This window comes from Erwinia phyllosphaerae, assembly GCF_019132875.1.
Lineage (GTDB): Bacteria > Pseudomonadota > Gammaproteobacteria > Enterobacterales > Enterobacteriaceae > Erwinia > Erwinia phyllosphaerae.
The window spans coordinates 180,843-200,251 of the sequence record NZ_JAHSPF010000009.1; the positions used below are offsets into that span (position 1 = coordinate 180,843).

At 52.5% G+C, this 19,409-nt stretch carries 18 protein-coding genes; all 18 read left to right on the top strand.

The window, feature by feature from the left end:
• Window positions 1-3: 3 nt before the first annotated feature.
• The 18 genes from tssM to tssE all read left to right on the top strand — a co-directional run bounded on the left by tssM (window position 4) and on the right by tssE (window position 19,407).
• Window positions 4-3,600: a type VI secretion system membrane subunit TssM gene (gene tssM / locus KUE00_RS16440; RefSeq protein ID WP_246760990.1), complete on the top strand. Its 3,597-nt coding sequence runs from the start codon at window positions 4-6 to the stop codon at window positions 3,598-3,600.
• Window positions 3,597-4,301: a type VI secretion system-associated protein TagF gene (gene tagF, locus KUE00_RS16445; protein ID WP_425523589.1), complete on the top strand. Its 705-nt coding sequence runs from the start codon at window positions 3,597-3,599 to the stop codon at window positions 4,299-4,301. Before tssM ends, tagF begins: the two co-directional genes overlap by 4 nt.
• A gap of 9 nt (window positions 4,302-4,310) precedes the next feature.
• On the top strand, window positions 4,311-5,318 hold the full coding sequence (gene tssA / locus KUE00_RS16450) for a type VI secretion system protein TssA (RefSeq protein ID WP_246760991.1): 1,008 nt from the start codon (window positions 4,311-4,313) through the stop codon (window positions 5,316-5,318).
• Window positions 5,319-5,354: 36 nt separating this feature from the next.
• On the top strand, window positions 5,355-5,882 hold the full coding sequence (tssB, locus tag KUE00_RS16455) for a type VI secretion system contractile sheath small subunit (RefSeq protein WP_246760993.1): 528 nt from the start codon (window positions 5,355-5,357) through the stop codon (window positions 5,880-5,882).
• Window positions 5,882-7,375 carry a type VI secretion system contractile sheath large subunit gene (gene tssC / locus KUE00_RS16460; protein ID WP_246760995.1) on the top strand — a complete coding sequence of 498 codons (1,494 nt, stop codon included), beginning with the start codon at window positions 5,882-5,884 and terminating at the stop codon, window positions 7,373-7,375. The genes tssB and tssC overlap by 1 nt, the downstream gene beginning before the upstream one ends.
• Before the next feature lie 88 nt (window positions 7,376-7,463).
• Window positions 7,464-8,123, top strand: coding sequence for a hypothetical protein (locus tag KUE00_RS16465; protein ID WP_246760997.1), 660 nt, complete (start codon window positions 7,464-7,466; stop codon window positions 8,121-8,123).
• Window positions 8,124-8,811: 688 nt separating this feature from the next.
• Window positions 8,812-9,294 (top strand): Hcp family type VI secretion system effector, encoded by a 483-nt coding sequence (locus KUE00_RS16470; protein ID WP_246760999.1) that lies wholly within the window; start codon window positions 8,812-8,814, stop codon window positions 9,292-9,294.
• A gap of 104 nt (window positions 9,295-9,398) precedes the next feature.
• Window positions 9,399-10,292 (top strand): peptidoglycan-binding protein, encoded by an 894-nt coding sequence (locus KUE00_RS16475; RefSeq protein ID WP_246761000.1) that lies wholly within the window; start codon window positions 9,399-9,401, stop codon window positions 10,290-10,292.
• 8 nt (window positions 10,293-10,300) lie between these two features.
• Window positions 10,301-10,699, top strand: a complete 399-nt coding sequence (locus KUE00_RS16480) for a lysozyme inhibitor LprI family protein (protein WP_246761002.1) — start codon at window positions 10,301-10,303, stop codon at window positions 10,697-10,699.
• A gap of 56 nt (window positions 10,700-10,755) precedes the next feature.
• The gene (locus KUE00_RS16485; protein ID WP_246761004.1) at window positions 10,756-11,415 is read left to right on the top strand and encodes a hypothetical protein; all 660 of its coding nucleotides are present in this window, start codon (window positions 10,756-10,758) and stop codon (window positions 11,413-11,415) included.
• A 17-nt stretch (window positions 11,416-11,432) separates the two neighbouring features.
• A complete protein-coding gene (locus tag KUE00_RS16490; RefSeq protein ID WP_246761005.1) occupies window positions 11,433-12,587 on the top strand; it encodes a hypothetical protein in 1,155 nt (384 codons plus the stop codon).
• Window positions 12,588-12,600: 13 nt separating this feature from the next.
• Window positions 12,601-12,993: a lysozyme inhibitor LprI family protein gene (locus KUE00_RS16495; protein WP_246761006.1), complete on the top strand. Its 393-nt coding sequence runs from the start codon at window positions 12,601-12,603 to the stop codon at window positions 12,991-12,993.
• 29 nt (window positions 12,994-13,022) lie between these two features.
• The gene (locus KUE00_RS16500; RefSeq protein WP_246761007.1) at window positions 13,023-13,874 is read left to right on the top strand and encodes a hypothetical protein; all 852 of its coding nucleotides are present in this window, start codon (window positions 13,023-13,025) and stop codon (window positions 13,872-13,874) included.
• Window positions 13,875-14,069: 195 nt separating this feature from the next.
• Entirely contained in the window at window positions 14,070-16,214 is a 2,145-nt protein-coding gene (tagH, locus tag KUE00_RS16505) for a type VI secretion system-associated FHA domain protein TagH (protein ID WP_246761008.1), read from the top strand.
• Window positions 16,214-17,008 (top strand): PP2C family protein-serine/threonine phosphatase, encoded by a 795-nt coding sequence (locus KUE00_RS16510; RefSeq protein ID WP_246761032.1) that lies wholly within the window; start codon window positions 16,214-16,216, stop codon window positions 17,006-17,008. Before tagH ends, KUE00_RS16510 begins: the two co-directional genes overlap by 1 nt.
• A 22-nt stretch (window positions 17,009-17,030) precedes the next feature.
• On the top strand, window positions 17,031-18,029 hold the full coding sequence (locus KUE00_RS16515; protein ID WP_246761009.1) for a hypothetical protein: 999 nt from the start codon (window positions 17,031-17,033) through the stop codon (window positions 18,027-18,029).
• A 24-nt stretch (window positions 18,030-18,053) separates the two neighbouring features.
• The gene (locus tag KUE00_RS16520) at window positions 18,054-18,863 is read left to right on the top strand and encodes a type VI secretion system accessory protein TagJ (RefSeq protein WP_246761010.1); all 810 of its coding nucleotides are present in this window, start codon (window positions 18,054-18,056) and stop codon (window positions 18,861-18,863) included.
• Window positions 18,856-19,407, top strand: a complete 552-nt coding sequence (gene tssE, locus KUE00_RS16525; RefSeq protein ID WP_246761011.1) for a type VI secretion system baseplate subunit TssE — start codon at window positions 18,856-18,858, stop codon at window positions 19,405-19,407. The genes KUE00_RS16520 and tssE overlap by 8 nt, the downstream gene beginning before the upstream one ends.
• The last annotated feature ends 2 nt before the right edge of the window (window positions 19,408-19,409 follow it).

Here is a 19,409-nt window from a genome sequence, read left to right on the forward strand (position 1 = left end):
CGGATGATGAATATTCTGTTCGCCATTATGACCAACCGGCTGATGTGGGGCTTTATCGGCATCACCGCGCTGTCATTCATTATCTGGGTGATTGGCCCGGTGTTCTCTATTGTCGATTCCCGGCCGCTGGAACCCGAAGTCAATCGCCAGATCAGTATCGCGCTGCTCTATATCGCCTGGGGCCTGAGCAACGTCGTGCCGCGCCTGTATAACGCCTGGCTCAACCGCAAGCTGATGGGCAGCCTGAACGCCGCGCCGGACGAGAACGATGTGAACGTTAAGCGCCTGACCAGCGAAGATCGCGTGCTGGCGGAACGTTTCACCGAGGCCGCCGAGCTGTTGAAAAAAGCGCACTTCAGCCGCGCGGGCAACCGTCGCTGGACGCAGCGCTTCAGCCGTCAGTATCTGTATCAGCTTCCCTGGTACATGATTATCGGCGCGCCGGGCGCGGGCAAAACCACGGCGCTGGTCAATTCCGGACTGCAATTTCCGCTGGCCGATCGTTTCGGTAAGGCGGCGCTGCGCGGCATTGGCGGCACGCGCAACTGCGACTGGTGGTTTACCAACGAAGCGGTGCTGCTGGATACGGCTGGCCGCTACACCACGCAGGAAAGCGAACAGCAGCAGGACGCCGGTGAGTGGCGTAAATTCATTGAGCTGCTGCGGAAATACCGTGGCCGCCAGCCGGTTAACGGCGTCATTATCACCGTCAGCGTCTCCGATTTGATGACCCAGTCGGCAGAGGCTTCTCGCCAGCAGGCGCTTTCCCTGCGCCAGCGTCTGATGGAGCTGCACGAACAGCTTGGCATTCGCTTCCCGGTTTACGTGCTGGTAACCAAAACCGACCTGCTGCAAGGCTTTCGCGCCTATTTCAGCAAGTTTGACAAAGCGCAGCGCGATCAGGTCTGGGGCTTTACGTTTCCGTGGGAGCGCGCAAAGCAGGCTGACTTCGATCTGCTCAGCGCCTTTACTCAGGAATACGCGCTGCTGCAACAGCGTCTGGATGCCGGTTTGCCGGACACGCTGATGCAGGAAAGCGACGCCAAAACTCGTGCGGAAAGCTATCTGTTCCCGCAGGAGTTCGCGGCGTTACGCCCTCTGCTTAAAGATTACCTGGAAACGGTATTTAGCCGCTCTAACTTTGAAACCGAGTTTTCGCCGCGCGGCATCTATTTTGCCAGCGGCACGCAGGAAGGTTTGCCGTTTGACCGCGTAATGGGGGAGCTGAGCCGCACGCTACAGCTGCCGGAAAGCGAAGGCGGCAGCAGCGGAGCCTGGGACAAAGTAGATAAAGCCGCGCCTATCCCCGGTAATAAAGGACAAAGCTTCTTCCTGAAGGATTTGCTGCAAAACGTCATCTTCCAGGAAGCTGGCCTGGCGGGCAGTAACCGCTGGTGGGAACTGCGTAACCGCGCGGTGCTGTGGTCTGGCTATATTCTGCTGGCGAGCGCGTTGGTCATCGCCACGCTGCTGTGGAGCACCAGCTATCGCAACAACAAAGCTTATCTGGCGGAAGTCCAGGCCAAAGTGCCGGAAGTCACGGCGCTGAGCAAAGAGTTGCAGGCCGCCGATCTCTATTCGCTGCTGCCGTATCTGAACGGCGTGCTGCATCTGCCGGACAGCAAAGATTTCGATCTGAATAATCCGCCGGTAACGCGCCGGATGGGGCTGTATCGCGGCGAAGAGGTCAGCGACGCCACGCAGTCGCTCTACCAGAAATCGCTGAAGCAGCTGCTGATGCCGCAGGTAGCGCAGCTGATAACGACCTGGCTGCGCAATGACAACGGCAGCGACGCGGACTACAGCTACGAAGCGCTGAAGGCTTACCAGATGCTCTATCAGCCGAAGCACTATGACGGCAAATTCCTGCATGCCTGGGTAATGCTGAATATCAGGCGCAACCAGCCGCAGAACGTGACGCAGGCGCAAACCAAACAGCTCGACTGGCACCTGGCGCAGCTGCTGGAAACGCAGATTCAGGCTTCGCCTTATGCGAAGGATGACGCGCTGGTAAAGCGCGAGCAGGCGTTGATTAACCAGATGCCGCGTTCCCAGCGTGTCTATGGTCGACTCAAGCGCCTGCTGGAAAACGATGAGAGCCTGAAGCCGGTTTCGCTGGCCTCGCTGGGCGGCCCGCAGAGCGAACTGGTGTTTTCACGCAAAAGCGGTAAGTCGATTGGCGAAGGCATTCCGGGCCTGTTTACGCCGGAAGGCTACTGGAACAGCTTCGATAAAAACATTGCGGAAGTGACCAAATCGCTGCACGACGACGACCAGTGGGTGCTGGGCGGAACGGTGCAGGGCGAAACGCCGCAGCAGACCGATTACGCCGTGCGCCAGCTCTATATGAGCGATTACATGCGCCAGTGGGATGGTCTGCTACAGGATATCCAGCTGAACAACAGCGCGGATCTCTCGCAGCGTATCAACACGGCGCGTTTGCTTTCCAGCAATAACTCGCCGCTGCGCAAGCTGGTGATAAACCTTAGCCACTATCTGGTGCTGGATAAGGCCGCGCCGGAAGCGCAGAAGCAAGGCGAGGCGGATAAAGAGAGCAGCAGCAGCACGCTGGAAGCACTCTTCCATTCGCGTAAGGTCGCGACCGCCGCCGAACAGCCGCAGACGCCAGAACAGTCAGTGACCGCTCACTTCGCACCGATTACCGAGCTGGCGCAGCCGCTGGAGAAAGACGGCAAGACCATTGCCTTTGACGACTTCCTGCATCAGATCGACGATCTCTATCGCTATCTGACTGCCGTACAGGACGCAGCCAACAGCGGTATGCCGCCGCCAGCGGGCGAAGCGATTGCTCGCTTACAGGCCAGCGCAGGACGTTTGCCCGGTTCGTTACAGAACATGTTTACCAGTATGGCCGTGGGCGCCAGCAGCGATACGCGCTTGCGCGATATGGACAACATTCGCAAGCGTATCAATGTGGAAGTTGGCAGCTTCTGCCGTCAGGCTATTGCCGGACGCTATCCGCTGACACATTCCGCCCGTGCGGAAGTGACCCCGGACGATCTGGCACGCATGTTTGCGCCGGGCAGTGGCCTGATGGACAGCTTCTTCCGTGACAACCTGGCGAACAAAGTTGATACCACCCAGGCTAACTGGCGCTTTATGCCGGGCATTGACGGCAAAACGCTGCCGGGTGGCGAAAGCGTTCTGCGGCCCTTCCAGCAGGCGCAGAGCATCCGTGACGCCTTCTTTGCTAACGGTGCTACCACGCCTTCTTATCGCGTAACGGTGCGTACCGGCCAGATGGACAACGATATTTTAACCATGACGCTGGATGTGGATGGCCAGCTGTTGCAGTACAGCCACGGCCCGCAGGCGGTACAGCTGATGAGCTGGCCCGGCCCTGGCGGCAGCAGCCAGGTTCGTTTACAGCTTGGCCTGGCCAACGGCACCACGGCGACGCTGGTGACCAACGGTGCCTGGGCGCTGAACCGCTTCTTTGACCGCGCGCAGCTTTCCGCCGGTAGCAGCGGCCTGAGCCGTCAGGCTTCGTTTAACGTCAGCGGCCACCACGTCACGCTGGAATTCACGCCGAACAGCATTCGTAACCCGTTCCAGCTGCCCGGTTTTGCCTGCCCATGAACAGAGATAACCCGATGTCCGCACCTTGCTGGTATGGAAAACTGCCGAGCGGCGGTGACTTTTTAAAACGCCGCTTTCCGGAGGCGCTGCTGCAACAGTGGACGAGCTGGTTTCAGGTCGGGCTGCTGCACCGTCAGGAGAGCGACAGACAGGACGACAGGCAATTTGCCAGCGCGCCGGTGTGGAATTTTGTGGTGCCGCCAATGTTGGGTAGCCAGCAAATCCAGATGGGCTGTTTGCTCCCGTCCCGCGACAACGTTGGTCGGCTTTATCCCCTGTGCGCGCTAATGACCTTTTCGCCCTCGCAGTGGGCGCAGCAGCAGCTGGCGATGGCGGGCGAGTGGTATCAGCAGCTGGGGCGAACCCTGCTGAATGCCGTGCGCGAAAGCTGGCCCGCCGCGCAGCTGGATCAGGCGCTGCTGTCGCTGCCTTTGGCCCCGGTGCCGCAAAGGCAGTCGGAAATTCTGGACGTAATTGGCTATCAGGACAGGCCGAGCACGCTGAGCTGGCGTCGCGTTTCAGACTGCTTCGACCCGCAGCACTACACCAGCTTCTGGTGGACTAACCAGGTCGACGGCAATCCGCTTTATACCCACGTTCACAGCGGCAACTTCACCGGACAGCTGTTTAGCATGCTGTTCGATCCCGCCGCTGGCGCGAAGCCGGGACGCCACGGGCTTTATCCGCCGATGTTTGAATAAGGAATCCATATGAATCTTGACGCGCTACTCGCCCCGATTGGCAACGACCAGCCGTGCGGGGAAAACCTTGAATATGACGCTGACTATATGGCGATGGAGCAGGCCAGCGCGGGCAAAGCGGAGCAGCAGTTTGGCGACACCATCATTCCTGCCGAACCGGCGGACTGGAACAAGGTCGAGAAACTGGCCAGCGGGCTGCTGACGCGCACTAAAGATCTGCGCGTGATGCTGGCGCTGACCCAGGCCTGGACGCAGCTGCGCGGATTAAACGGCTACGCCGATGGTTTGCAGCTGATTAAGCAGTCGCTGCTGCTGTACTGGGAACCGCTGTGGCCGGTGCTGACCGAAGACGGCGACTATGACCCGTTTTACCGCATCAACGCGCTGGCGGCTTTAAGTGATAAGTCAGCGCTGACATTGGCTTTGCGCCAGTCTCCGCTGCTGCGTAACGCTTCTGACCAGCTTTCGCTACGCGACGCCTGTGCGCTGCTCGACGGCAGCAAAAGCGAATGTGAAGAGTTCCCGGGCGGCCGCGCACGGCTAATGGATGAGCTGGCTCGTGGAGAACAACCGGGAATTGCCGCTATTCTCAGCATAAGTGAGCGTTTACAAACTATTCGTGAAACGCTGAGCGAGCATTTGGGCGAAAGCGGCGTCCCGGAAATGGAACAGCTGCTGAAAATGGTCAATACCGTGGCCCAGGCCTGTGAAATGACCGACCTCGCCACCCTGATGCCAGCCGCGCAGGAAGAAGCTGAAGGCGCGCCCGTTCAGCAGCAGCCAGTGAAAGCAGCGCATACCGACTGGCGCAGCGTACAGCCGGAATCCCGTGCTGACGCTCAGCTGATGCTGGAAAAAGTAAAACAGTATTTTGTGCAGCACGAACCGAGTCATCCGGCACCGCTGATGATCGATCGCGTGCAGCGCATGATCGAAATGGATTTTATGAGCATTATCCGCGACCTCGCGCCGGACGGCGTACACCAGCTGGAAAACATTTTCGGCCGTCGCGACTAAAACAACTCCCCAACGCGCATACCAATGGAGAATATTATGGCTAGTCAATCCAGCGGGCAGAAATTCATCGCCCGTAACCGCGCGCCGCGCGTACAGATCGAGTACGACGTGGAGATTTACGGCGCAGAACGCAAAATCGAACTGCCTTTTGTGATGGGCGTGATGGCCGATCTGGTCGGCAAGCCGGTCGACAACCTGCCTCCCGTTGACGAGCGCAAGTTTCTGGAAATCGATATCGACAACTTCGATGAACGCATGAAGGCGCTGAAGCCTCGCGTGGCTTTCCAGGCGCAGAACACCCTGACCGGCGAAGGCAACCTGAATATCGATCTGACCTTTAACAGCATGGAAGACTTCTCGCCGGACGCCGTGGCGCGCAACGTCGAGCCGCTGAACAAACTGCTGGACGCGCGTACTCAGCTTTCTAACCTGCTGACCTATATGGATGGCAAAAACGGCGCGGAAGAGCTGATTGCCAAAATCCTGCAGGATCCAACGCTGCTGAAGTCGTTAAGCCATCTGCCAAAGCAGGCTGATGACGCGGCCAAAGAGGGGGATGCGTAATGAATCCAACCCAGCTTGAACAGCAGGGCCAGCAGCCCTGGAGTCAGGACGAGTTCAGCTCGCTGCTGAACAAAGAGTTTCGTCCCAAGACCGACTCGGCGCGGACGGCGGTGGAAAGTGCGGTAAAAACGCTGGCACAGCAGGCGCTGGAAAACACCGTTACCGCTTCTGACGATGCCTATCGCACCATTCAGGCACTGATTGCCGAAATTGACGAAAAGCTGTCAAAACAGGTCAATCAGATTATTCATCACGAAGACTTCCAGCAGCTGGAAGGCGCATGGCGCGGCCTGAATCATCTGGTGAATAACACCGAAACCGACGAGATGCTGAAAATTCGCTTTATGAGCATCTCTAAAAAAGAGCTGGGCCGCACCCTGAAGCGCTTTAAAGGCGTGGGCTGGGATCAGAGCCCTATCTTTAAAAAGATCTATGAAGAAGAGTATGGCCAGTTTGGCGGCGAGCCGTTTGGCTGCCTGGTGGGCGATTACTACTTCGATCACAGCCCGCAGGACGTGGAGCTGCTGAGCGAGATGGCGCGTATCGGCGCGGCTTCTCACTGCCCGTTCATCACCGGCACCGCGCCGGAAGTGATGCAGATGGAATCCTGGCAGGAGCTGGCGAACCCGCGCGACCTGACCAAAATTTTCCAGAACAGCGAATATGCCGCATGGCGCAGCCTGCGTGAGTCGGAAGACGCTCGCTACCTGGGCCTGGTGATGCCGCGCTTCCTGTCGCGTCTGCCTTACGGCATTCGCAGCAATCCGGTCGACAGCTTCGACTTTGAAGAAGAAACCGAAGGCGCGAACCACAACAACTACACCTGGGCGAACGCCGCTTACGCGATGGCCGCCAATATCAACCGCTCGTTCAAAGAGTTTGGCTGGTGTACGTCGATTCGCGGCGTGGAGTCCGGTGGCGCGGTGGAAAATCTGCCTTGCCACACGTTCCCAAGCGACGACGGCGGCGTGGATATGAAATGCCCGACCGAAATCGCCATCAGCGATCGTCGTGAAGCCGAGCTGGCGAAAAACGGCTTTATGCCGCTGGTACACCGTAAAAACTCCGACTTCGCCGCGTTTATTGGCGCGCAGTCGCTGCAAAAGCCGACCGAATATCACGATCCGGATGCAACCGCTAACGCCCGTCTGGCCGCGCGTTTGCCCTACCTGTTTGCGTGCTGCCGCTTTGCGCATTATCTGAAGTGCATCGTGCGCGACAAGATCGGTTCCTTCCGCGAGCGTGAAGAGATGGAGCGCTGGCTAAACGACTGGGTGATGAACTACGTGGATGGCGATCCGGCCAACTCCTCGCAGGAAACCAAATCCCGCAAGCCGCTGGCCGCTGCCGAAGTGCTGGTGGAAGAGCTGGAAGATAATCCAGGCTACTACGCCGCGAAATTCTTCCTGCGTCCGCACTACCAGCTGGAAGGCCTGACCGTTTCGCTGCGCCTGGTTTCTAAGCTGCCTTCACTGAAGAGTGACGATGCTTAACGGCTGATTAAAAGGGCGAGTTTCTCGCCCTTAATATAAGGCTGGAATATTTACTAAGACTATTAAAGATAAAGGGTATGCAAGAAAAATGAACTCACCGCAGAGTATTGCTAATGGTATGTTAAGTTTATTCAATCCTAAAAAACAATCAGGTGTTGAGTTGTTTATGGTAAGTGCATATAAGGGGTTTGCCAGTATACCTGGTGATTTATATGCATTAACCAAAGACTTTCTTGATAGCGATCACCGATGGGATAATGAAACTGACAGGATTAGATTGATCACGCTATTAAAAAAAGGCGCTACCAGTGAAGATTTAAAGAAAATCATAAAAATAGTAGTAGAGCAATACGTAAAAAACCTTAGCGAAAATCAATGTAAGCGCCTGTTAATTAAAATAGGTGCGGGAAAAGTAGGTGAATTAACTTTTAAGCTTTTCTTTGTAAATGAAATAGTATCTATTTTCTTTAGCCGGGTTATTCCTAAGTTTTTGTTTACTACAGGAATGACGGGGATCATATCCATCGGTGCTTCCGTTTCGAGGTCTATCTATACCGCCCGAGACCTACAAAGAGAAAATCCTGCTATTTACACCATGCTACGTGCTAATGGTGATTATGACTTGCTCTATTTTATTGTTAAGGACTATGTAGAACCCTACTTAATCGCCATTACTCTCCAGGAAAATAATTCTCCATTAGCAGATGATGTGTTTGAATATTTTATCGACGGTGTAAGAAATGCTTAAGAAAACCGTTTTAACCTTGGTTAGAATTATATTGTCATTGATCTCTTTTTTTATCGTGTCTTCCCTGGCTATTTACTATATTTTTCTTTTTGACTGGCACATATCGTTCGCAGGGAAGATATTCCACACAGCCATTGTAATTATTGTTCTGGCTGTGTCGGTAATAGTGTATTGGTTTGCAGAAAGAATAAGAAGGATTAATTATTTTTGACTTTTAGCTTTTTAATAAATACATATATTAAAATGCAAATAACTAAAAATAATGCTTTACCAAATAATATTCCGGACGAGCGTACATCAAATTTCTCGTAGGTAAAAACAAAGTATAAAGAAGTGAAGATATCATAAATAGAAAATGCAGAAACTATCATTAATATAATAGTGAATAAATTTATAAGTAAATTTCTCATTGCAATGCACACTCCGTTTTAATATGTAAATATCTTCATACTATAAGCGATTTATAATGCGAATGTCTACGGGGTTAACCGTGCTCTTTTGTGTTTATTATGATTTCATATCGGTATTATAACCTATTCTATAAACCGTAATTTTTTCAGGTGTCAATTTCTGGAGGATGTTTTAGAACATCTTCGGAAAAGGGGAGGAAGGAGTTATCGTAAACTCCTTTTGTCCTGTCGCTGCTTTATTAAAAGCAAAATGTTAAATCAATAAAGAGTAGAAAATAATGGCTATTGATATGTTTATGAAGGTTGACGGCGTCACCGGTGAATCTAAAGATTCTAACCACACCGGCTGGACCGATATCACTTCTTTCTCCTGGGGCGCTTCTCAGCCTGGCAACATGTCTGTTGGCGGCGGCGGCGGTGCAGGTAAAGTAAACTTCAACGATCTGCACGTTAACGCGCTGATCGATAAGTCTACTACTGCACTGCTGAAAAACTGCGCCAGCGGTAAGCACATCACCAAAGTTGAGCTTTCTATCTGCAAAGCAGGCGGTACTCAGGTTGAATATTCCCGCATTACGCTGGAAGACGTGCTGGTGACTAACGTGCAGTACGTTGGCGCAGACAACGGCGACACCGTTGGCATGAGCTACTCCTTCCAGGCTTCTAAAGTGAAGCAGCAGTACTGGGAGCAGAGCTCTTCCGGCGGTAAAGGCGCAGAAAGCAGCTCTGGCTGGAATATCAAAGAGAATAAAGAAGCTTAATGTTATTGAAGCAATCTCCCTTCGGGGAGATTGCTTTGATAAAATCCTTCATTTTAAGTAATTAGTAATGCATAAAATAATAAAAAAATAAGAAGGGATGGTTGATGAGTATAACAGGTAGTGTCGGATTGGGCGGAGTAAACAGACCTGCTGACGTTAAGTTAATACAAGAGCTACTACAAAAAAATGGTTTTCCACGACTTAAAAATGATGGAAGGATGGGGCCTGAGACGCTAAATTCAATTAATAAATATCAGATGCGTTTTATGAGGAAAGCTGATGGTATCATTAATGTTCATGGTCTAACCTTTAATAACCTTGTTTCAAAAAAATATTCGGCCCCTATACCTGGGAAACAGCTACAACCGCCAAAATTTATCGATGATCATCCTGTTGCTGGTCCCTTACAAGTACCTAATGGCCAGGTGACTTTTGATGCGGAAGGGAACGATATTCCTGGGAATCATAATTTTAGTCGGTGGATTCAATGGCCAGGGAAAGCAGGATCTGGCGTTACTATTGGCAGAGGATACGATATAGGTGGGCGCTCGGAAGGCGCTGCTTTCTTTGACCTCTCACGAGCCGGCATTCCTGAGAATCAGGCAAGGCAAATTGCTTCTGGTCACGGAAAAAAAGGTGTTCAAGCTCGTGATTTTGTTCATCAGTACCGTGAAGTTATTGGTACTATTAGTCATCAAATGCAAATAAAATTATTTAATCTTATTTATCCTCAATATGTTAAATCGGCTGAGGTAAACTATAATGGTTATACAATGGATGAGCCTGGTAGAGTTGCATGGAATCAGCTTAATCCAGCGATAAGAGATATTATGGTAGATTTCGTTTATCAGGGATTTACCAAAGGCCCCAATCCTATGATCGCGGGCATGACTAATAATTTTGATACTCTTATCAATTATATTTTAACTAATCCAGTTATGAATTCTTTTGAGCCTGGCAGACGTCGGGTACCCTATCTTCGAAAACATCGTCCATAAGGATAATTATGAATAAATTTATAGGTTTTATTGTTGTCGCTTTTTTGATTCCTTTTTCTACTTCAGTTTTCGCTAGCGATATATGTGATGCACCACAAGCTGAAGGGGATGTTATAAAGTGTTCTGTTCAGAAAAAGGACAAAGCAGAAGACTCGCTAAATAAGCAGTTTTCTGAAGCAAAAAAGACTATTGAGCATGCTTACAGGTCACATACAGACCTTGGAAAAGAATACTTCAATATTTTACTGGATGCTCAGCGTGGCTGGTTAAAGTACAGAGATGCTCAATGTAAACTGGAAGCCTTCGCTGCTGAAGACGGCTCTTCCGCTAACATTGTTGCAACTAACGAATGTATAGCAACTCTCGATAATGAGCGTTCTGAAAATCTAAAAAAAATACCTTATTAATCTTGGTGGCGAATACATCAAGTATTCGCTGTTAAAAACCAATATTAAATAAGGTTTTGGCTAAGCTAATCAATCAATATGTCGAAATTTATTTTTGGGGCCGCTTGTGCGCAAGTAAACCAGATATTTCATGTGTAATATCTTTTATGAAATTTATAAAGTTGATTTTAGCTCTGGCTTTAATAATAAATAGTGCCTGTGCTATGGCTGGAGTAATATTTAGAAAACCTGAATCAGTGTTTGATCATACAGCTATTATTGGAAAGGCTGAAAAGGTAGGCTTATCTAACGTTACTATTGATACCAGGCAAACATTCGACATTATCGTCAATGGACAAAAAATGGGTTCGCTGGTTCAAGGAAAAGGCTGGGTCGGAGACGTTCATAGGATTTGTTTTATTAACTGGTCAACGGAACAGAACCCAACTGCATTTTTTATGCAGACGATCGGGGCTGACGACTGGGAACTCGTTGATTGTGACAAAGTAGAATCTGTAGGTACAATATCTAATCCTGGTGATAAAGAAGTTAAAATTGCCATTTTTTACCGCATATATGCACGTGTTCGATATACGGAGGATTATGTGGTTTTAGGTCTGAAAAATAATAATGAGATTTATTACGATAAAAAAACCACTGAGCGTTTTCAAAATGTTGATTTTAAAAATATCGCCGCTATGCGCAAAGAATATCAGAGCACAAATCACAATAACTAAACACCAGTGAAAAATAAATGAGCCGTCTGCTTCTCTCTCTTTTTTTATACATTCCTTTTTTTGCCAGCGCCAGCGTGACGCTAAGCGCAACCAGCGTTACCTCTTATGAAAAATCTGTTTATGAAGAGGGAGAGAAGCTCGCTATTGAGAACGCTGCTCCTCTGGACAAGCAAAGTTTTTCGCTTACCTCAGATAATAAAAAGCTGGGTGATTTTATTACCGGGCAAGGCTTCAGTGATAAAGAGACTAATATCTGTTTTGTGAGCTGGGCGACGCAAGCCGGAAAAGTTGATCTGCTGGTGCCAACGATAGGAAAAGATGATTGGGAAGCGGAAGTCTGTAATAAGACCATCGCAGTAGGCATTTTATCAAAAGATGAAGAGCCGCAGATTAAAGTCGGGGTTATTTATTTAGCGCAGTCTCCCAATGCTTTGGCTACAGAGTCGATAATTTTCTCTGTAGATAAAGAAAAACAAACGCTAAGTCTGGATCAGGCGTTGACCGGAAAAGTTGGTTCACAGGGTGCAACCTCGCTTGGTAGCCTCAGGCGACTGTACCAGCGCGAGCAGCAGCTACCGGAAAATAAAGCGCTATCAGAGACAGACAAGCAGCAGCCTGGAAGCAGTAACGCGCAATCAGAAACTGAGAAACCACAGCCTGTAATAAACAGCATAAAGCCAGAAGTGGTACAGCAGCCTGCAAACAACGCGAAGCCAGAAGTGGTACAGCAGCCTGCAAACAGCGCGAAGCCAGAAGCGGTACAGCAGCCTGTAAACAACGAGAAGCCAGAACCAGAAGCGGTACAGCAACCTGCAACAAACAACGTGAAGCCAGAAGTAGTGGTAGCGCAGCCAGCAGAACATAGCGTACAGCCACAAACAGAAAAGCAGCAGCCTTCGGAAGATGGCTCGCTGCTACAGGTAGAAAACATTGTTAAGGCTCGCCAGCTGGTAACCGATCCGGGCTGTGTTGATTATCTGCTGACGAAAAATGACGAGCCTGGTGTTGATTTGGTCGAGATAGTAGAAAAACACAGTGATGGCTGTCCGGGCGATCCTGCCATTGAACATCGTCTTTTTAGTGTATACGTCAATCAAAAAACAAAGCAGATGCTTAGCGATAAAGATACCCAGGTTGACGGTACTTTTACTCCACTGTTACCGGCAGGATAATAGAGAGCCTGAAATGAAAAAAATAGTTTTTACACTGATATGGCTAATAGCCGTTCCCTTCGTACATGCAGAACAAGATTGCTCGAAAGAAATTATGAGTCAAGCTGTTGATGCTTGTTTTGTTGCTAATAAAGATGCTACGGAAATTGTGCTAAATAAAGAGTACGTAGCGGCCAAAAAGCGTATCGCTGATGAATATAAATATCATGAAGATAGTCAACAAGCTTTGCTGAAAAATCTACTCGATACGCAGCGCAGCTGGCTTAAATATCGTGATGGCCAGTGCAAAATGGAGGCCAGCCTCGCTGAGGAAACCAGCAGTGTTTATCAAGGCATAATAAGCAATTGTGTTGAGCGCCTTGATAAACAGCGCATCCAGCAATTTAAAGAAATGCCTTACGGTTAATTTAATTTTCATCTCCACCGGAACCCAGCATGAAACGCGTTTTACTTTCTCTCGCTTTATTTACTAACGTCGCCGCAGCCAGCCCGCATCTGGTGGCAGCGGATGCCGATACTTTTACTCCAGCGCTGGCGGAAAAAGCGCTGTCGCTGGATATCGCTGGCGCAGAGCCGTTCGGCCAGCAGACCTTTGCCGTACGGGATAACGGTCATCTGCTGGGCGTAATGGTGCCGGGCAAAGGTCTGCTGCGGGCCGATATGAACGCCTGCTTTATTGGCTGGTCGCGCGATGGCGAAAGCCTGGCGAATCTGCTGCCGACCATTGGTTTTGAACGCTTTAACGGCGAAGCCTGTGAAGACGTAAAAGGCGTTGGTGTCATCTCTTCGCCTGGCGATAACGAAGTGAAAATTGCGGTGATTTATACCGCCACCACGCTGGTTGAAACCTCGCTGGTCGCTGTGGTGCTGGCATACGATCCGCAGTCCCGCTCTCTGGTCGTGGATAACGCGCTGTCGCAAAGAGTGAATGATGCATCAATGGATAGCATAGCGAAAATCCGCCGCTTTTATGCCGGGCATCCTGAGAACACGGCGACCTTCGATAGCCAAAAATATACGGCCAGGATTACCAGCTGGTGTGAAGAAGGTAACGTTGGTTGCGATGACGTAACACTGGATTCCAAAAGTAAACGCAGCGGTAAAAGTATTCTGTTACACGGTAAAACCATCAATATTAACTGCCCGGACGTTTGCAATTTTCGCGGCTATGCCTTTGAGAATGCCGATTACACATACACATTTATTACCAACGATTTTGAGCGCTGGACGATGAATATTACCAAAGGTGAACAGGTTATCGACAGCGTAGAAGGTACGTTTCACTGACGGTTTTGTTTTAACAGACCCTGGCAAAACTGAAGCACAGTAAACAAGCACAACGCAACGCGAACTGGCACAAATATCATTGGGTCATGCACCTGACCAGGTTCTTTGTGTCGGCACAATAAGCCAAATTTTAGTTTCAACTCCCGCCGGTGAACCTTTCCCGGTGCGGCCCGACATTCAACGCAGGAAAACGTGATGCGATTTACGATAATAGCGACCAAACCCGGTCAGCTGCCGCCGCAGAGCAGCTGCGACTTTCTGCCGCCAGGCGGCACCATCGGTCGTGGCACCGATAATAATCTGGTGCTGCCGGACGATGACCGTACTATCTCTCGTTTGCAGGCGATTGTGCATATTACCGCCGACGGCGAGTGCCGCATTACCAATCGCGGCAACGTCACGCTGGTGCACCTGAACGATATTCCGCTGGAGCGCGGTCGCCAGGTTGATTTGCAGGATGGCGATATCCTCAGTATTGATGATTATCGTTTGCAGGTTACCGAGCTGCACTCGGCGCAACCTGCGGCCAGGCCTGCTCCGGTGGCGCGTCCCGTTGTCGCGACACCGAAGCCAGAAAATGCGCCAGCCGCCATTCCTACTGAAATCTGGGACAGCCTTGCGCAAGAATTTTCGATTACCGACAGTCTTTCCAGCCGCGGCAAGCCAACGCCAGCGGGCGCTAATCCGTTAACGGAAAAAGCGGAAGATCGTAATCCGGTCGATCCGCTGGCGCAGCTGGCAGCAAAGCAGGATCCGCTAAACCTGGATCGTCGGGATCGTACGCCGGATTCCCTGTTCAGCAGCGAATCGCTGTTCGATCAAAAAAGCATATTCGACGACAGCACGCCGGGCACGCTAAGCCAGCCGCAGGATAAAAAGCAGAGCCTGGACCCAATGGCGCTGTTTGGCCAGGGCAACAGCACACCAGCGGGAGGTAACGATCCGCTGGGGCTGATGATGGGCAACGCCGTACCGTTAACGCCGCTGGACGAGCCGCAGCCTGCCTTTGTGCCGCCAACGCCAAAAGCGCTGGATAGCGAAAAACCGAAAGCCGCCGCGCCACAAAGCCCGCGTCAGGATAACAGCGCCAGTCTTAACAGGTCGCCGCTGTCTAATGAAAGTACCGATCTCAACAGGTCACCGCTGTTTGGTAACAACGAGGATCTTAATAAGTCACCGCTGTTTGGTGACAGCGAGGATCTTAATAAGTCACCGCTGTTTGGTGAAAGCGAGGATCTCAGCAAGTCACCGCTGTTTGCTGAAAATGCAGATCTTAAGTCACCGTTGTTTAATGAAAACGCCAATCGTGCACCGCTTGCAGAAAGCGCGCAGGATGATGCCGACTTCGGCAGCACGTCGCTGTTTGGTGAAAATGCGGATCTCAGCAAATCGTCGCTGTTTGGTGAAAGTGCGGATCTCAGCAAATCGCCGCTGTTCGATGAAAGCGCGGATCTCAGCAAGTCACCGTTATTTGATGAAAGCACCAGCCGCCATCAGTCAATGCAGTCAGAGGAAAGCGCTAATCGTAGTCAGTCGGTGCCGTTTGACGAGGCGGCACAGCAACCGGCCGCGCAGCAGCAGCAGCAGGACTACGGCGGCATCACGCTGCCAACGCCGCAGGCCGTCGCACGCAACAATACGCCGCCGCCAAAGGGCCGCCTGCGTATCGATCCGGTGGCTAATACGGCCGCGCAGCAAAATAGCACAGCAGGCAACGGTCAACGCCTGGACGGCGAGCTGCTGGACGCGCTGATGGGCGGTATGGGGCTTAACGATCTGCAACCAACGCCGCGTTTCGACAGCGAGGCGATGCAGGAGCTGGGCCAGATGCTGAGCATGTTCTCGCAGGGTACCGTTGCGCTGCTGTCGTCACGCTCCATCCTCAAGCGCGGCGTAAAAGCAGAAATGACGGTGATCCTTGACGAGGCCAATAACCCGTTCAAGCTGCTGCCTTCCGGTAAATCAGTGCTGATGCAGATGTTCGGCAGCCGCATGCCGGGCTTTATGCCGCCGAAGCAGTCGGTCCGCGATGCGCTGGTCGACCTTCAGGCCCACCAGCTGGGCATGATCGCCGGGATCCGCGCCATCATCGCCTCCATGCTGCAATCATTTAACCCGCAGCAGCTGGAAGACGAAGCGCGTGAGGAAGGGGCTATCTCTCGTCTTTCTTTACCGAACAGCCGCAAAGCCGCGCTGTGGGAACACTTCACTAAACGCTACGGCGAAACGGCGGGTGAAATCGAGGATGACTTCCACACCTTATTTGGCGAAGCCTTCCTGCACGCCTACGACATGGAAGTGAACCAGTACAAAGATTCTCAAATCAGATCGGAAGAATGATGAATATCACCATTGCCTCTATGTCGCATCAGGGCGCACGCGAAAGCAACCAGGATCAGACCGGCGAGCACATCGGTGAACGATCGGCCTGTTTTGTGGTGTGCGACGGCGTAGCGGGGCTGCCGGGCGGAGACGTCGCGGCAGAGCTGGCGCGCGACACCATTCTCCAGCGCTTTGACGGCGAGCGGCATCTGGATGCGCAAAGCATTCGCCAGTACGTCAATGACGCTAACCGCGCCATCCGCCAGCAGCAAAAGGCGGTCAGCGACTACAAGCGCATGGGCACCACGCTGGTCAGCCTGTTTATCGACAGGGATTTTGACCTGGCCTACTGGGCACACGCGGGCGACAGCCGCCTGTATCTGTTTCGTCGCGGCTATCTGTACCACGTCACTACCGACCACAGCCTGGTGCAGCAAATGAAAGACGCCGGACACCAGACCGAAGGCATCAACAGCAACCTGCTTTACTTTGCGCTTGGCATGGGCGACGAAGAGCGTGACGCCAGCTATAGCGATGTCGTAGAGATTGAAGACGGCGACGCTTTTCTGCTCTGCACCGACGGTTTCTGGCACGGGCTATCACAAGAAAATATGCAGGAGTCGCTGCATATGGTAAATACGCCGGACGAATGGCTGACGCTGATGCAGGAAGTCATCCGCAAAAACGATCTGCAATCCGCCGTCAGCCAGGACAATTACAGCGCCGTCGCCGTTTGGGTTGGCGATCCACAGGACACCACGCTGCTGCATTCGCTTGAGGCCGCAGCGCAGTTTTTCCCTCTTCGTGATTAAATTAAGGCCTTCAGAAACGATTATGAAATATTGGCTACCAGCACTTTCCCTGCTGATTGCATCCGGTGCCTGGGCACAGGATTACCGCGTCGTGAACGCGAAAACACTGCAAATGGATGTCTGGATTGATAACGTCAAAGACCAGAGGCCTGCCAGCTGGTGCAGGCGCGAAATCCCGCTGCGTATTGTGGCAAACGGCAATAAAAATCCGGTGAAGGTCAAAGAACTGCTGCCGCAGGTTGCCAACCTGATGTCGCAAAACTGTGCAAAACTGGCCTCGTTCCAGTGGCAGCTGACCGACATTAACGGTACGGCGCTGGCGCACGGTAGTGCAGCTAAGGCAGAAGGCTGGCTGAGCAAGATCGAAGTTGCTACGCCAGCGCCGGCAGCAGTGCCTACGACTGCGCCAGCAGCTGCACCGGTAGCGGAAACCGCCGCGCCGGTCGATCCGGCAGATCTTTCGCCGCCAGCAGATACCACGCCGTGGATCCAGTTCAGCCTGCTGGACGGTTGTCACTTCCGCACCTACTGGAACAGCAACAGCCAGACCAGCGCGCTGTTTGTTCCGGCGAAAGGTGGCGTTACCTGCGGCAGCGACGGCTGGCTCAGTGGCGACAGCCAGATTGCGCGGCTGGGCAAAGGCGCGGCCAGAAAGCAGCAGGTCAGCTTTTTGCAGGGCTTCCCGGTGTCTGGTCTGAACAGCAAAGCGGCGGGTCGCGATATGCAGATTACCACCGTCAACAACGAGCGTATGGTGCTGAGCGATGAAAGGTCGCCGCAAAGCTGGATGATTGTGCCTTATGCGCCCACACTAAACGGCTGGCAGGCCGACGGCACGGTCGTGGTGGCGATGAGCCAGCAGGAAGCCAGCGACGCCAGCACGTTAAAAGCGCGTCTGGATGAGGTGCGTAAAGTCTGGTCGCCATACCTGACCAACGGCAAGTTGACTATCCGTCTGGTGGATGAAATCCATCCTCAGCTGAAAGACCCGGCTGCCGGTGCTTACCAAACGCTTAACTAATTGATTGCCCGCCAAAGGAAAGCTATGAAATCTCTGACTGAACTGATGTCCGGCGACACGCTTGCACAAACGCTGGCGCGCGTCGAAAACGACATTAAGAGCCGCCCGGCGGATGCCGATTTACGCGCGGCCTTTGTACAGCTGCTTTGCCTGGCGGGCCACTGGCCGCGGGCGAAAACCCAGCTGAAATCCTGGCTGGCGTTAAAACCGCAGGCACAGCCAACGGTCACGCTGCTGGAGCAAACCATCACCGGCGAAATCCAGCGTGCGGCGGTCTTTGATGGCCTGGCGATGCCGAGAATGCCCGGTGAGGCGTTTGCCTGGGCGGAAGATTTACTGAAAGCGCTGCGTAAAGAGCATGCAGACGACGCCGTTGAGCTGCGCGCGGCGGCTTTTGCCGCAGCCCAGCCCAGCCCGGCTCGCGTTACGACGCAGGACACCACGCAGGCGGTGGAATGGCTGATTGATGGCGATGGCCGTCTTGGGCCAGTCTGCGAGCTGATCGTCAACGGACACTATACCTGGCTACCGTTTGCCGCCATCCACGAGATTCGTTTTCAGGCTCCGGCCAGCGTGACCGATCTGGTGTGGCGTCACGCCGCCGTTACGCTGACCGACGGTAGCGAACAGGTTTGCCAGCTGCCGGTACGCTATCCGTTTACGGATATGGCTGCTGACAATCTGCGGATGGCCAGCGTGACGGAATGGACGCCGCTGGATGACCAGCAGTTTATCGGTCACGGGCAGAAAACCTGGCTGAGCGCAGAGCTGAGTTTTCCGCTGCTGAGCCTGACGCATCTCGTTTTTGCCGGAGCGTTAGCCGACCATGAGTGAAGGCAGGGAACTGCTGCACGGCGGCTACCGCCAGCGCGGCAAAGAAACCATGACGGCTCGCGACAAAATGCAGCCGTCGCTGCTGGACAGACTGACCGATAACGCGCCGGACAAGCAGCAGGAAGCCGCCAGCAGCCGTGTTATTTCGCATAACGCGTTAAGGCGCAGCGTCCTGCGCGATTTGCAGTGGTTGTTCAACAGTATCAACAACGAAGCGCAACAGGATCTCTCGCCGTTTCCGCACGTGCAGCGCTCTGCCTATAACTTTGGCGTGGCGCCGCTGGCCGGACAGCGCATGTCCGATATTGAGCTGACTGACATTCAGCGCAAGCTGACCAACTCTATTCTGCATTTCGAGCCGCGTATTTTGCCTGCGGGTCTCCAGGTACGCTGCGTGTCGGATACCAGCTCGCTGACGCTGCACAACGTGCTGTCGATAGAGATTAAAGGGCGGCTCTGGTGCGTGCCTTATCCGTTAGAGTTCCTGTTTCGTACCGATTTAGATTTAGAAAACGGCCATTTTGAGCTGAAAGATGTAGGGTAATC